The organism is Siccirubricoccus phaeus, assembly GCF_008360935.1.
Lineage (GTDB): Bacteria > Pseudomonadota > Alphaproteobacteria > Acetobacterales > Acetobacteraceae > Siccirubricoccus > Siccirubricoccus phaeus.
Genome location: NZ_SRXO01000001.1, coordinates 169,233 through 183,097 on the forward strand (window position 1 = coordinate 169,233; position 13,865 = coordinate 183,097).

14 protein-coding genes are annotated in these 13,865 nt (G+C 72.5%); 5 read left to right on the top strand and 9 right to left on the bottom strand.

Going from position 1 to position 13,865, the window contains the following annotated elements; translation table 11 throughout:
* Positions 1 to 13: 13 nt before the first annotated feature.
* The 4 genes from E5N76_RS00745 to E5N76_RS00760 all read left to right on the top strand — a co-directional run bounded on the left by E5N76_RS00745 (position 14) and on the right by E5N76_RS00760 (position 2,919).
* The gene (locus tag E5N76_RS00745) at positions 14 to 991 is read left to right on the top strand and encodes a 2-dehydropantoate 2-reductase (RefSeq protein ID WP_149535382.1); all 978 of its coding nucleotides are present in this window, start codon (positions 14 to 16) and stop codon (positions 989 to 991) included.
* Positions 982 to 1,482: a hypothetical protein gene (locus E5N76_RS00750; protein ID WP_149535383.1), complete on the top strand. Its 501-nt coding sequence runs from the start codon at positions 982 to 984 to the stop codon at positions 1,480 to 1,482. Before E5N76_RS00745 ends, E5N76_RS00750 begins: the two co-directional genes overlap by 10 nt.
* Before the next feature lie 217 nt (positions 1,483 to 1,699).
* Complete coding sequence (locus E5N76_RS00755; RefSeq protein WP_149535384.1) at positions 1,700 to 2,269, top strand: hypothetical protein; 570 nt, start codon at positions 1,700 to 1,702, stop codon at positions 2,267 to 2,269.
* A complete protein-coding gene (locus tag E5N76_RS00760) occupies positions 2,269 to 2,919 on the top strand; it encodes a hypothetical protein (RefSeq protein ID WP_149535385.1) in 651 nt (216 codons plus the stop codon). Before E5N76_RS00755 ends, E5N76_RS00760 begins: the two co-directional genes overlap by 1 nt.
* A gap of 183 nt (positions 2,920 to 3,102) precedes the next feature.
* Here the strand turns inward: E5N76_RS00760 and E5N76_RS00765 are convergent, their stop codons facing one another.
* Both E5N76_RS00765 and E5N76_RS00770 read right to left on the bottom strand, forming a co-directional pair.
* Positions 3,103 to 4,086, bottom strand: coding sequence for a Bug family tripartite tricarboxylate transporter substrate binding protein (locus E5N76_RS00765; RefSeq protein ID WP_187829891.1), 984 nt, complete (start codon positions 4,084 to 4,086; stop codon positions 3,103 to 3,105).
* A 212-nt stretch (positions 4,087 to 4,298) separates the two neighbouring features.
* Positions 4,299 to 5,270: a tripartite tricarboxylate transporter substrate binding protein gene (locus tag E5N76_RS00770; protein ID WP_187829892.1), complete on the bottom strand. Its 972-nt coding sequence runs from the start codon at positions 5,268 to 5,270 to the stop codon at positions 4,299 to 4,301.
* A 117-nt stretch (positions 5,271 to 5,387) separates the two neighbouring features.
* On the opposite strand from E5N76_RS00770, the gene E5N76_RS00775 reads away from it, so the two are divergent.
* Positions 5,388 to 6,590, top strand: coding sequence for a Zn-dependent hydrolase (locus E5N76_RS00775; RefSeq protein ID WP_149535388.1), 1,203 nt, complete (start codon positions 5,388 to 5,390; stop codon positions 6,588 to 6,590).
* Positions 6,591 to 6,678: 88 nt separating this feature from the next.
* Here E5N76_RS00775 and E5N76_RS00780 read toward each other — a convergent pair whose 3' ends face one another.
* The 7 genes from E5N76_RS00780 to E5N76_RS00810 form a co-directional block, all read right to left on the bottom strand.
* On the bottom strand, positions 6,679 to 7,386 hold the full coding sequence (locus tag E5N76_RS00780) for a transposase (protein WP_149535389.1): 708 nt from the start codon (positions 7,384 to 7,386) through the stop codon (positions 6,679 to 6,681).
* 281 nt (positions 7,387 to 7,667) lie between these two features.
* On the bottom strand, positions 7,668 to 8,042 hold the full coding sequence (gene hpxZ, locus E5N76_RS00785) for an oxalurate catabolism protein HpxZ (protein WP_149535390.1): 375 nt from the start codon (positions 8,040 to 8,042) through the stop codon (positions 7,668 to 7,670).
* Positions 8,042 to 9,835 carry an allophanate hydrolase gene (atzF, locus tag E5N76_RS00790; RefSeq protein WP_149535391.1) on the bottom strand — a complete coding sequence of 598 codons (1,794 nt, stop codon included), beginning with the start codon at positions 9,833 to 9,835 and terminating at the stop codon, positions 8,042 to 8,044. The genes hpxZ and atzF overlap by 1 nt, the downstream gene beginning before the upstream one ends.
* Entirely contained in the window at positions 9,835 to 10,674 is an 840-nt protein-coding gene (locus tag E5N76_RS00795; RefSeq protein WP_149535392.1) for an alpha/beta hydrolase, read from the bottom strand. Before E5N76_RS00795 ends, atzF begins: the two co-directional genes overlap by 1 nt.
* 416 nt (positions 10,675 to 11,090) lie before the next feature.
* Positions 11,091 to 11,906: an ABC transporter ATP-binding protein gene (locus E5N76_RS00800; protein WP_149535393.1), complete on the bottom strand. Its 816-nt coding sequence runs from the start codon at positions 11,904 to 11,906 to the stop codon at positions 11,091 to 11,093.
* Entirely contained in the window at positions 11,899 to 12,690 is a 792-nt protein-coding gene (locus E5N76_RS00805; protein WP_149535394.1) for an ABC transporter permease, read from the bottom strand. The genes E5N76_RS00800 and E5N76_RS00805 overlap by 8 nt, the downstream gene beginning before the upstream one ends.
* A gap of 110 nt (positions 12,691 to 12,800) precedes the next feature.
* Positions 12,801 to 13,748: an ABC transporter substrate-binding protein gene (locus tag E5N76_RS00810; protein WP_149535395.1), complete on the bottom strand. Its 948-nt coding sequence runs from the start codon at positions 13,746 to 13,748 to the stop codon at positions 12,801 to 12,803.
* Positions 13,749 to 13,865 lie beyond the last annotated feature (117 nt).

Below are 13,865 nucleotides of genomic sequence, written 5' to 3' on the forward strand. Positions count from 1 at the left end.
AGGGGTGAGATCCATGAAGCTCTGTATCTTCGGCGCCGGCGCGATCGGCGGCCTCATGGCGGCGAAGCTGGTCCAGAAGGGCGAGGTGGACGTCACCGTCATCGCCCGCGGCCCGCATCTCAAGGCGATGCAGGAGAAGGGCCTCGTGCTCCGCTCCGAGGGGCAGGAGACCGTCACCCGCCCCCGTTGCGTCGCCAGCGCCGCCGAGGCCGGGGTGCAGGACTACGTCCTCATCACCCTCAAGGCCCCCGCCCTGCCGGGCGCGGCGCAGCAGATGCAGCCGCTGATCGGCCCCGGCACCACCATCGTCGCCGCGGTGAACGGCATCCCCTGGTGGTACTTCCACAAGCTCGCCGGCCCGCATGAGGGCCGTCGCGTCGAGAGCGTCGATCCGGGCGGCGCCGTCTCCGCCCTGCTGCCACCCGAAAAAGTTCTCGGCTGCATCATCTACCCCGCCGCCGAGGTGCCGGAGCCTGGTGTCATCGAGCACACCTATGGCGACCGCTTCAGCCTGGGCGAGCCGGATGGCAGCCGCTCCGAGCGCGCCGAGGCGCTGTCCAAGGCGCTGGTCGCCGCCGGCTTCAAGGCGCCCGTCCGGCCGCGGATCCGCGACGAGCTCTGGGTGAAGCTCTGGGGTAACATGGCCTTCAACCCGCTCTCGGCGCTGACCACCGCGACGCTCGACGTCATCACCGGGGAGCCGGAGCTGCGCGCCGTCTGCCGCGCCATGATGCTGGAGGGCCAGGCGGTGGCGGAGAAGCTCGGCATCCGCTTCGCCATCGATGTCGACAAGCGCATCGCCGGCGGCGCCGAGGTCGGCGCGCACAAGACCTCCATGCTGCAGGATCTGGAGCGCGGCCGGCCGATGGAGATCGACGCCCTGCTCGGCAGCGTGGTGGAGCTGGCGGAGCTGGTGGAGGTGCCGGCCCCCACCTGCCGCACCGTCCTGGCCCTGCTGCGCGCGCGGGGGCGGCTGGCGGGGTGCTACTGACGCGCCGGCTCCTCGCCCGATGGCTGGCCCCTTGGGCAGCGCTGCTGCCCCTGGCCGCCTGCGACGAGGGCTGGCAGGCGGAGCCCCCGGTGCGCCTGCCCCCCGGCCTGCCGCCCGGCGCCACCGAGCCGCGGCGCTGGGCGCTGGAGGAGGTCGCCGCCCGCCTGCTGGACCGCCCCGCCGCGCTGCGCCAGGCGCCAGAGGAGCTGCCCCGGGTCGCGGCGCTGGTGGAATACCTCGCCACCGCCTTCCAGGACGGCTTCCTGCCGGAGGGTCGTCACCTGACGCGGCTGCTGCGCGAGGGCCGCACGGCCATGCGCCTCTGCCTCGGCATCGCCGCCGATGCGCCGCCCCAGGCGACGGCGGATGCGCTCTTCGCCGGGGCCCGGCCAGTGGCCGGCGTCGATCCCGAGGATGCGCGACTCGCGCCGCTACGGCGGGCGCTGCGGGCGACGCGGGAGGCGCTGGCGGCGCAGCTTCAGCCGCGGTGACCGGGCCTTGCCCGCCTCGCGCCCGACCGGCCCCGAAGGTCCCTGGAACCACGGGGCGCAGCATCGCCTTTCGGCCTCCGGCGGAAAGCCTCTCGCGGCATCACCAGCCAAGGTTACGTAACTCCGCATGACTCAGCGCTCATCCGCCAGGCAATTGCCGAAGCGTGATGCCGAGGTCATGCTGACCTCGACACGCCGCCTCGTCCGGGAGCCAATCATGCCTCGTGCCCTGCTGCCCCTCGCCGCCCTGCTCGCGCTCGGCGCCTGTGGTGCGCTGCCGCCCTCGCCGCCCTCGGCCCAGCTCCCCCATGACGCCACCGTCGGCGCCGGCGACCCGGTCCGCGCCGCCGCCGCCAACGCCTCCTACGCCTTCACCCATCAGGGGGAGCTGGCCGGCCAGCCGGCCAATGCGGCCCGGGCCCTGGCGCAGATGGAATTCCTCGCCGCCGACCTGCCCACCAACCCCCGCTTCACCGCCCTGCCGCCGGAGCTGCCGGCCCAGCTCGCCGGGGCGCGGGAGGAATGGCGTCAGGCCCTCAGCGTGCCGCGCGGCCTGCCGCCCCAGCGGGTGATCGATTCGCTCTACGCCGCGGCGCGCGCCCTGAATGCCGGCCAGACCGCCGCCGCCGCCGCTTCCCTGCCGCCGGACGTCTTCCCCCAGGGCGGGCAGGCGGCGCTGACCCGCCTCGCCGCCCTGCCGCCCCTGCCGCGGACGAGCCTCGCCGCCAACGGCACCGCCACCGTGCTGCAGCGCAGCCTGGATGGCGACCGCCGCGGCCGCTTCTGATGCGCCCGCCGGTGCCGCGCCGCGCGCTGCCGCTTGCCGCGCTGCTGCTCGGCCTCGGCGCCTGCGCGGAGATGCGCCGGCCCGCCACCCTGCCGCCCGCCGCGCCGCTCGGCACGGTGACGGTCGACCCGGTGCGGGTGGCGGTCGCCAATGCCGCCCGGGCCTTTGCCGACCGCGGCAGCGCGCTGGCCGGCCAGCCCGCCGCCGCGGCGGAGGCCCTGGCGCAGCTTGAATTCCTCACCGCCGAGCTCAGCCGCAACCCCCGCTATGCCAGCCTGCCGGAGGAGCTGCGGCGGGAGCTGGGCTTTGCCCGGGTGGAGACGCGCGACGCCGCCGGCATCGCCGAGGGTGCGACGGAGGCGGCGGTGACGCCCGCCTTGCTGGATGCCGCCCGGGCGCTGCGGGCCGGCGACCGGGCCCGTGCCGCCGCCGCCATGCCGGCGCCGCTCTTCCGCCCCGGCGGGGCGCGCTCCGTCGCCCGGCTGGCGGAGCTGGGGCCGTTGCCGCAGACCAATTTGGCGACCGGCCTGCTGGCGCAGGAGATGGCGCAGCGCGATGCCGCCGGCGCCTGGCTGCCCGCCGCGGCGACGGAGGCGCCCCTGGGCGGCGTCACCTTCGGCCAGGGCGGCGGCATCACGGCGGGCTATTGAACTCCCCCACGAAGCCGCTGCGCGGCTCCGCGGGGGCCTCGGATTCGCCGGCTTCCCGCGGCCTCGCACAGCCTGCCGCGGCGAAGCCACGGCAGGGCACCGGGCGGCGCTGGTCCGGCAGCGGGCCGGCGCGGTGGGATGCTTCGGCGCCCCCGGCCGGGGGCGCACCCCGCGCCGCCTGTCTCAATCGAGGCGGATATTGTTCTCCTCGATCACCTTGCGGAATTCCTCGCGATGGCTCGCCATGAAGGCGGCGAAGTCGGCGGCGCCTTTCGGCAGGGGCTGCATGCCGATGCCGGCCAGGCCGCGCTGCGCCTCGGGTGTCCCCAGGGCCTTCGCGGAGTCCGCTGCCAGCTTCTCGACCACCGGGGCCGGCGTGCCGGCCGGCACCATATAGCCGCCGAAGGCGCCGACATCGTAGCCCGCCATGCCGGGCAGCCGGGCCAGCGGCACCAGCTCCGGCGCCAACTCCGTGCCGCCTTCCAGCGTCACCCCCAGCGCCCGCACGCTGCCCTGGCGGAACAGCGGCCCGGTCGCCGCCAGGGTGTCGATGGCGAAATCCACCTGCCCGGCCATCACCGCCGTCAGCGCCGGGCCGCTGCCCTGGAAGGGCACATGCACCGTGTCCAGCTTCGCGCGGCTGAGGAACATGAGGGTGATGAGATGCGCCGCCGCCCCGGTGCCGGAGGTGGCATAGGTGTACTTGCCCGGCTCCGCCCGCACCTTGGCGAGGAACTCCTCCGCGCTCTGCGCCGGGAAGGAGTTGCCCACCACCAGCACATAGGGGGAGATGCCGATCATCGCGACCGGGATGAAGTCCTTCTGCGGGTCGTAGGGCGTGCGCTGCACCAGCGGCGCGGTGGTGATGGGCCCGGTCGAGGCGGCCAGCACCGTGTAGCCGTCGGCCGGCGCCTTGGCGACGAAATCCGTGCCGATCATCCCGCCCGCCCCGGCCCGGTTCTCCGGCACCATGGGCTGGCCCCAAAGCTCGCTGACCTTCTGCGCGACGACGCGGGCCATGAGGTCCGTCGCCTGGCCCGGCGGCCAGGGAATCACCAGCCGCACCGGCCGGTTGGGATAGGCCGGCTGCGCGCGGCCTGAGGACGGGGTGAGGGCAGGGGCGGCGAGCATCGCCGCCGCGGACAACAGCAGGGGCCTGCGGCGCATCAGGGGCTCTTTCTCGGACGGCGGTGGTTCGTGGTTGCCGCCCAGAGGTAGGCGAGGGCGAGACGATTGCCAAGCGCGCGCCGCGCGAGTGACGCGATCTCGACCTCCATCGGCCGGCGGGATCGCCCCTCGCCTCGCCATGCGGTGGCCTGCCCGCCCTGCCAGGCACCGGCCGGGCCCGTGATGGCGAGGGGCGGCACAGCCATCGCCGGTCAGCCCTGGCGCGGGATGTTGAGGCGCTGCAGCAGCGCCGCCTGCTCGTCGCGGAAGCGCCTGGCCCAGGCGGTGGCCTCGGCCGGGCCCAGATAGGCGGGGCGCTGGTTCATCCGGTCGAGCAGCGCCAGATGGTCCGGGTCGTCCATCGCGGCGCGGATGACGGCGGCGATCCGCTCGGTCAGCGCCGGGGCCATGCCGGCGGGGCCGGCGACGCCATAGGGCACCTCGCAGACGGAGGCCGTGCCCTGCTCGATCAGCGTCGGCACCTCGGGGTAGCCGGGCAGGCGGTCGGCGCTCATCAGCCCCAGCAGCCGCACCTCGCCGCGCTTCGCCAGCTCGCCGATCGCGGTGCTGGTCACGGCGAAGTCGAGATCGCCGGAGAGCAGCGTCGTCACCGCCTCCACATCGCCGCGGAAGGGGACGTTCTCCCAGGTCACGCCCTTCTCCTGGCCGACGCGGATCAGCTCCACATGCATCAGGCTGTACTGGCCCGGGGAGCCGAAGCGGATGCGGCCGGGACTGGCCCTGGCCTCCGCCAGCAGCGCCGGCCAGTCCTGCCACCGCGCATCCGGCCGCACCACGATGAAGTGGCGCAGCGCGGAGACCATGGAGATCCAGGTGAAATCCTGGATGCCGTCGAAATTCATCGGCTGCATCAGCGGCAGGCGGATGGCGCCGGTGGTGATGGTGGAGAGGGTATGGCCGTCCGGCGCAGCGAATTTCAGGCGGGTGGACAGCGCCACCGTGCCGTTGCCGCCCGGGCGGTTGTCCACGACGATCGGCTGGTCGATCCGCTTGCCCATGGCGGCGGCGAGGGCGCGGGTGACGATGTCGGTGGCGCCGCCGGCGCCGAAGGGCACCATCAGCGTCACCGGCCGGCCGGGCCAGGTTTCCGCGCGGCCGGCCTTCGCCAGGACCGTGCCCGCCAGCAGCCCCGCGCCGAGGGCCAGAAGCTCTCTCCGCCGCATCCGCCACCCCTGTGGGTTTTCGTGCGGCGCGACGATAGGGCAAAGGGGCCGGCTGTCCAGCATTGCGAAAGCGCGGTTCCCGGGGCAGCTTTCGCAGCGCAGCAAGGGATTTCCGACATGAAGTTGATCGACACCGCCCGCTTCCTGAAGGACCTGAACGAGCTGCGGCAGATCGGCCAGTACAAGACCGGCGTGCACCGCCCGACCTACTCGCCGCAGGACATGGAAAGCCGCCGCTGGCTGGTGGCGCGGCTGGAGGAATGCGGGCTGGAGGCGGAGATCGACGGCATCGGCAATGTCTTCGGCCGGCATAAGGGCAGCGGGCCGCATCTGCTGGCGGGCAGCCATATCGAGAGCCAGAATTACGCAGGCTGGCTGGATGGCGCGCTGGGGGTGATGGCGGGGGTGGCGCTGGCGCGGGCGGGGCTGCCGGTGGATGTCGCCGCCTTCGCCGATGAGGAGGGGCATTTCGAGGGCGGATTCCTCGGCTCGAAGTCGCTCATCGGCATCCTTTCCGAGGAGGAGATCGACCGCAGCCGCAGCCGCAATGACGGCCAGCCCCTGCGCGAGGCGCTGGCGGCGGCGGGGCTGGCGGGGAAGCCCCGGCTGCAGCTCGACCCCTCGCGCTACAAGGGGTTCTTCGAGATGCATATCGAGCAGGGCACGCAGCTTGAGAATGCCGGGCTGCGGGCGGGGGTGGTGACGGGGATCGTGGCGATCTGGCAGTGGCGCATCACCATCGAGGGCATGCAGGACCATGCCGGCGGCACCACCATGGCCGAGCGGCGCGACGCCGGGCTGACGGCGGTAAGGCTGCTGGCGATGATCGACCAGGAGATGCCCAAGGCCTGCGGCCCGCGCAGCGTGTGGACCACCGGGCGTATCGTGCTCGACCCGGGGGCGCCGAGCATCATCCCGGGCGGGGCCGACATCCTCTTCCAGTTCCGCGACATCGACGTGCCAACGCTGGAGCGGATGGAGGACTGCCTGCGCCGCTGCGTGCAGGAGATGAACCGGCGCGAACGCTGCACGGTGACGCTGCATAACGTGAGCAAGTCGCTGCCGGCGCTGTGCGAGCCGAAGATGATGGCGGCGCTGGACGCGGCGGCGGAGAAGCTGGCGCCGGGGAAGTGGCAAAGGATGCCAAGCGGGGCAGGGCACGACGCGCAGTACATCGCCAGGGTGATGCCCGTCGCGATGCTGTTCACGCCGAGCATCAAAGGGATCAGCCACCACTGGGCGGAGGACACCAAGGAAGAGGACCTGGCGCTGTGCTGCGAGATCCTGGGGGAGGCGGCGAAGAGCTACCTGGAAGGTTGAGGAAGGGCTCTGCCTTTCCTCAAACTCCATCCCGCCAAAGGCCGAAGGGCCTTTGGAAACCATGAGTTTCAGAACCGGGGGCGGCATCTTACGCGGGCTCCGCCCAGCGGGGGATGCGGGAACGGCCGCCGGCAATGCTGAGCATCTTGCGCATCAGGCGGAAGATCCAGGCGGGCGGGCGCCAGGGGCGTTCGACGATCGCCAACAAAATCCGCCGAATGACCTCCTGGTAGAGTTCGGACAAATCCACATCGGGGAGCCAGGTGGAGGGGCCAGGGAGCGCCGAGGGCATGCGCAGGCGCTTGGCGAGCATGATGCCGGCGAGGCCCAGCAGGCGAATGGCGCGGCGGAAGGCGCAGCAGATGCGATAGGCGAGGCCGTCCCAGACCGGGGCGCGATCCCGGCGCGCGACGGCAATCAGCAGCATGGCCCAGAGCCCGGCCTTGCCCCAGCGGCGGTGCGAGCGGGAGGCGGTGTCGGGCTTGCCGAATTCCGGCGGCAGGTCGGACCAGGGCGCGCGGAGGCCGCTGCGCTTCAGGGTGCAGGCGCGGAAGATGGCATCCAGCCGGGCACGCGGGCTGTCCCGCATCGGGCGGCCGGGGCCATCGGCCTGGGCGCATTTGGCCGCGGCGAAGATCGGGGCGATGGCGGCCCATTCCTCCTCAGTCAGCGGGGCCCAGGGGGTGGGTGGGGTGAGGCGCAGGATGGGGTCAAGTACCAGGCGGCGAGTGAGGAATTCGCGGGGGAGGAGGCTGGCGGGGAAGAGGTTCGAGGGGATGGGGCGGCGAGGGCGCATGGGATGAGGACCGCTGGGGAATTCTGAAACGTATCAGGAACTATGATCTGCTTTCAAGGAAAATAATCTTATCTACTGTGGTGGCCGCGACGGCGCTGGCGCGTCCGGATGGCGTGCCGGAGTTCGTGCGGTCGGCAGTGGCGAGCGGTGTCGTGGAGCGCGGTTGGTTCAACCCTCGGTCTAAAACTCAGACCGGGGTCCGGGGCCAGGTTCTGGCCCCGGCGGGGGTGCAGGGGGCAGAGCCCCCTGCCGGGGGTTTTCGGGGGCGGAGCCCCCGCCTTTCACTCCGGCATCAGCGAGACATGCGCCGCGACGATCCGCCACCCTTCCTCCGGAAACCGCACCCAGCTCTGGCTTTGCCGCCCGCGCCGTCCGCTGCGGAGGAATTCGGTGTTCGCCGTGGCGAAGTCGCGGCCGTAGGTGGTGATGATGGTGTTCTCCAGCGTCCGCGCCAGGCCGACCGGCGAGCGCCCGGCGCGGAAGGCGGCGATCGCGTCCCAGCCATAGAGGTTCTCGGCCGGGCCGTAGCGCAGGGTGCGGGGGTCCTTGCGGAACAGGCGTTGCAGCGTCTCGACGTCGTTGGCGATGAGGGCGCGTTCGTATTCGGCGAAGGCGGCGCGCATCTCCGTCATGGGTTCGGGGAGGTCGATCTCCATCAGGCCTGGTCCTTCGCTGCGAGATAGGCGCGCCAGCCGCCATGGGCGGAGATGTCCGGCGCATCGGAGAGGGAGGCGCCCTCGGCGAGGAAGCCGAGGGGCGTGCTGCCATCCGCGAGGGTGACGCGGCCGAAGCCGAGGGGTGGCGGGATTTCGGCCAGGAAGGGTCCGATGCTGGCGGCGGGCAGGGCCCAGAGCTCGGCGGCGATGGCGGTGCCGCCGGCGGCCACGCGCGCCATGCCGGGGCGGTTGCCGAGGTCGTGCAGCCGGTAGTGCGGGGCGGTGGTGGCGGCGCGGAGGAAGCGGCCGCCATGGCGGAGCATCTGCGGGTTCAGCGGCAGGCCGGACATGTGGGCGCCGATGGCGAGCAGGGGGAGTTCGTCGGCGGCGAGGTCCGGTGGCGTGGGCGGTGGCGGGGTGGGGGTGCCGAGGGCGCCGAGGGGGAGGCCCGCTGTCGCGTGCAGCGCGGCGCCTAATCCGGCGAGGCGGGGTTCGGAGAAGGCGGGGCCGATGAGGGTGAGGCCGGCGGGGAAGCCCTCGGCGGTGAAGCCCGCGGGGATGGCGAGGGCGGCCAGGTCGCAGATGTTGACGAAGTTGGTGTAGGTGCCGAGGCGGCTGTTGGCGGCGATGGGCTCGGCGGCGAGGGCGGCGAGGCTAGGCAGGCCGGGGGCGGTGGGCAGCAGCAGCGCGTCGGCGGTGGCGAAGAGGGCGCGGGCGAGGCGGCGGGCCTCGGCGGCTTCGTGGAAATCGTCCCAGGCGTCGGTGGTGCGCTTGGCGAGGCCGGCTTCGAGGATGGTGCGGGTGACGGGGTGGACGCTCTCCGGGTGGGTGGCGAGGAATGCGCGGAGGGCGGCGGTGCGCTCGGCGACCCAGGCGCCGTCATAGAGGCGGCGGGCGATGGCGAGGAAGGGGGCGATGTCGACGCGGGTGAGGGCGGCGCCGAGGGATTGGGCGCGGGCGAGGGCGGACTCGTAGAGGGCGGCGTCGGCCTGGGTGTCGAAGGTGAGCTGTTCGGGCAGGGGCGCGGCGAGGCGCCAGGCGGGCTGCGGCGCGGGGGTGGCGCGCCAGAAGGGCGGGGCGGGGCGGGAGTAGGGGTCGGCGGCGTCGGGGCCGGCGGCGACGGAGAGCACGGTGGCGGCGTCGGCGACCGTCAGGGCGAAGAGGGAAATGGTGTCGAGCGAGCGGCAGGCGGGGACCATGCCGCGGCTCGGGATCAGGCCGAGGCTCGGCTTGAGGCCGACGATGTTGTTGGCCATGGCGGGCACGCGGCCGGAGCCGGCGGTGTCCGTGCCGAGGGAAAACGCCGCGATGCCGGCGGCGACGGCGGTGGCGGAGCCGGAGGAGGAGCCGCCGGGGATATGCCCCGGCAGCAGGGCGTTGCGCGGCGTGCCGTAGGGGCTGCGGGTGCCGTTCAGCCCTGTGGCGAATTGGTCGAGATTGACCTTGCCGAGGAGGATGGCGCCGGCGGCGAGGAGGCGGGCGACGGCGGGGGCGTCCTCGGCGGGGGTGTAGGCGTAGTCGGGGCAGCCGGCGGTGGTGGGCAGGCCGGCGCAGTCGATGTTGTCCTTCACCACGAAGGGGACGCCGTAGAGGGGGCGGTTCTGCGGGCCCTCGGCGGCCAGCGTCGCGGCGCGGGCGCGCACGGCATGGGGATCGACGCGGGTGATGAAAAGGGCGGGGTCGGCCCAGGCGGCGATGCGGGCGAGCGCGGCATCGGCGACGGCGACGGGGCTGCCGCCGGCCGCGTGGAAGGCGGCCAGGGCGGGGAGGGTGAAGGTCTCGGGCGGCTGCATCAGGGGTGCAGCAGGTCCAGCGCGGCGCGCATCAGTTCGCCCTCAGGGGCTTCGAGCGATTGCAGGATGCGGAAATGGTCGGCGTTCACCACGGGAATGAGGTGGCCAGGGCAGTGCGCGGCGGCGCGGGCGGCGTGGAAGTCGCGGGAGTGGCGGATCAGCTCGCGGGTTTCCTTCGTGCCGTAGGCGATGGCGAGCGGCTTCGGCACCATGGGCAGGCGCATGGGGGAGAGGGCAGCGAGCTCCGTCTCCGTCAGGTGCAGCTTCTCGTTCAGATAGGTCTCGCGGATCGGGGCGAGCTCGTAGATGCCGGAGAGGGCGAGGCCGGCACTGACCAGCGGGTGGCCGAGCGCCATGGCGGCGAGATGGCCGCCGGCGGACCAGCCGGAGAGAACGACCTTGCCGGCGATGCCGTGATTCGGCCCGTTCTCCTGGAGCCAGTCGAGGGCGGCGGTGATCTCGGCGACGATCTGGGTCAGGGTGGCGTCGGGGGCGAGGGAATAGCCGGGCAGGGCGGTGGACCAGCCATGGGCGCGGGCGCCGGCCATGAAGGCGCAGAAATCCTCGCGCCGGTTGCGCTGCCAGTAGCCGCCATGGATGAAGACGAGGCAGGGGGCGTCGGCGCGCTCGGCGGGGAAGAGGTCCCAGGCGTTGCGTTCGTGCGGGCCGTAGGCGAGGTCGAGATGGTCGGCATGGGCGGCACGGAAGGTGGCGGCGGCGGCGTTGCGGGCCTCGATGAGGGCGGGGCTGTCGGGGACGGCGCGGTTGTTGTCGTAGCAGGCGTCGCGCTCATCCTGGGAGGCGGTGGCCCAGAAGCCGGGCAGGGGGGCGTAGGACATGGCGGTGTTCCGATGCGGTGGCGCGGTGCGTGAGGCTTGGCGGTCTATCTTACATGGCGCTGCCGGATGACCTATCGCGGCTTCGCGGCGGCCGGCCGCGCGGGGCGCCGCCACGCATGCGGCATGCGTCGCAGCGGACGGCCATCGCAACGGCGTTGTCGCCTCGAGGCGCCCTTTCGCGGGCGCTCGACGTCGCGCCGGAGGCGCGCCTCCGGCGCGACCGAGCGCCCCTCAAGCCTCGGCCATGGGGCGGTTTTCCTGTCAAGGACGAAGCCGCGCGAAGCGCGGTGCCGCTTCGCGGCATCCGTGACAGGAAAACCGCCCCATGGCGTTCGCGAAGGATCGCCTTCGACGGTGTCGAAGGCGCATGAAAGCGCCTTCGCTCGACGCTCTGAAGAGCCGCGTGGCAACGGCATCTAGTGATGCCCGCCGAGCATGGCGGCGAAGCGGCGGCGCAGCGCGTTGAACTCGAGCGAGGTCGGGTCGCGCGGGCGGGGCAGCGCCACGCGCTCATCGGCGATGATGCGGCCGGGGCCGGGGGACATCACCACGATGCGGTCGGAGAGGAAGATGGCCTCCTCGATGGCGTGGGTGACGAAGAGGACCGTCAGCTTCGCCCGGGCCCAGACCTCCAGCAGCTCCTCCTGCAAGCGCTCGCGGGTCATCGCATCCAGCGCGCCGAAGGGCTCGTCCATTAGCACCACTTCCGCATCATTCGCCAGCACGCGGGCGATGGCGACGCGCTGCTTCATGCCGCCGGACAATTGGTGCGGATAGGCGTCGGCGAAGCGCGTCAGGCCGACCAGGTCCACGAAGCGCTTCGCCGTCGCCGTGACCTCCGCCTTCGGGCGGCCGCGGGCGGCGGGGCCGAAGCCGACATTCTGCACCACCGTCAGCCAGGGGAAGAGGCCGTAATCCTGGAACACCATGCCGCGGTCCGGGCCAGGACCGGCAATCGGCTTGCCCCACATCAGCAGGCTGCCGGTGCTCGCCGTCTCGAAGCCGGCGACCATGCGGAGCAGGGTGGATTTGCCGCAGCCGGAGGGGCCGATGAGGCAGATGAACTCGCCCTTCGCGATGCGCAGGGAAGCGTCGGAGAGCGCGGTGATCTGCTCCGCGCCGAAGGCGAAGCGTTTGGTCACGCGCTGGATGTCGAGGATGGGGAGGGGCGCCGCGCCACCCCTACCCCTTCCCTCCGCCGCAGGGCGGGGGAGGGAGGTGGCGTCATCCATGCTGGGGGCTCCAGCGCAGCAGGCGGCGGCCAAGCCACTGCACGAGCTGGTCGGAGAGGAAGCCGAGCACGCCGATCGTCACCATGCCGCTGATGACGATCTCGGTGCGGGAAAGCTGCCGTGCCTCCATGATGATGGCGCCGAGGCCGGTCTGCACGCCGGTCATCTCGCCGACCACGATCACCACCCAGGCGAAGCCGAGGCCGAGGCGGAGCCCGGTGAAGATGGAGGGCAGGGAGGCGGGCAGCACCACCTTCCAGAACACCGCCTGCGGGCTGACGCCGAGCATCGCCGCGGCCTCGAACAGCCGGCCTTCCACGTTCTTCACGCCGAAGATGGTGTTCAGCAGGATCGGGTAGAAGGCGCCGAGGAAGACGAGGAAGAAGGCGCTGCGCGGGCCGATGCCGAAGACGATCATGGCGAGCGGCAGCCAGGCGGTGACGGGGATCGGCCGCAGGATCTGCAGCGTCGGGTCCAGCAGGTCGCGCACCACCGCGACGCGGCCGATCAGCATGCCCATCGGCAGCGCCACCAGCGCCGCCAGCGCGAAGCCGCCATAGACGCGGGAGAGGCTGGCGAAGGTGTGGGCCAGCAGCGTCCCGGAATAGAGGTCGTCCCAGATTCCGCCGAAGGCGAGGTCCCACCACTGCACCGCCACGTCGTAAGGCGAGGGGATGAGGCTGTAGGCCTGGCCCTGCGTCGCCAGGTGCCAGGCGAGCACGCCCAGCACCGGCGCCGCCAGGGCCAGCACCACCTGGCGCGTGGAGAGCCCCTGCGGGGTCATGGCTGGCGCGGCCGGATGCCGCCCGCGGGCAGGTGCCCCGCGGCGTGCGGGATGCGCGGCGGCCGCCTCGCCTCTCCGGATGCAGGCCCTCCGGCGATCGGGCGCATGCGCTAGGCCGCCGACTTGGCCAGCTCGTCGGAGAATTTCGTCTCGAAGAAGGTGGCGTAGTCGGGCAGGGCGCGGATCTGGCGCAGCGCCAGCATGTGGTCCGCATAGGTCTTCGACCGGGCCAGCATCTCCGGCGTCATCTGCCAGTTCAGCTCGACATTCGGCAGGCTCAGCTCCAGCGCATCCCGCCGCATGCCGAGGCGGGCGATCGCCGTCTCGATGGTCACGTCGCGGTTGGCCATGCCGAATTCGCTGGCCTGGCGATGCACCTTCAGCATCTGCCGCACCAGGTCCGGGCGCTGCGTCACCGTCTCCGCATGGCAGGCGAAGATCATGTTCAGCGAGCCCATGGGCGTGGAATAGGGGTACTCCACGACCTTGCCGATGCCGGCGGCGAGCGAGACGCCGGGGCCCGGCTCGGCGCCTACATAGGCGTCGATGTCGCCGCGGGCGAGGGCGATGGGCATTTCGCTGAAGGAGACGCGGATGGACTGGATGTCGCGCACCGTCATCCCCTCCATCTTCAGGCGTTCGAGGATGAAGACCTCCTGGGTCGAGCCGGGCCAGATGCCGACCTTGCGGCCACGGAGATCGGCGAGCTTCTCGATGGGCAGGTCCTTCCGCGCCACCACCGCCATGCCGCGGTCGCAGCAGGAGCCGATGACCGTCACCGGCTCCCGCGCCGCCGCGCCAAGGATGCCGGCGGCGATGCCGAAGGCGCCGAAATCGACGGACTTCGTGACCACGGCGTTCTTGCCCTCGGTCGGGCTCTCGAAGGGGATGACCTCGATCTTCAGGCCGGCAGGCTGGAAGCGCTCATAGAGAAAGGGGGCGATGGAGTGGATGAGGCGCAGCGCGCCCATCTTCACCGTCACGTCCTGGGCGCGCAGGGCAGGGGCGGCCAGCGGCAGGGCGGCGGCGGCAAGCAGGGCGCGGCGGGTGAGGGCCATGGCGGCGGAATCTCCCGAGGAATCGTTCGGGAGGGGCGATGCAACGAATGTGCCGGGGAGGGGACCCCTCCCCGGACCCCGGTGCGAGTCGGCAGGCTGAACCGTCGGGTCCGAAAC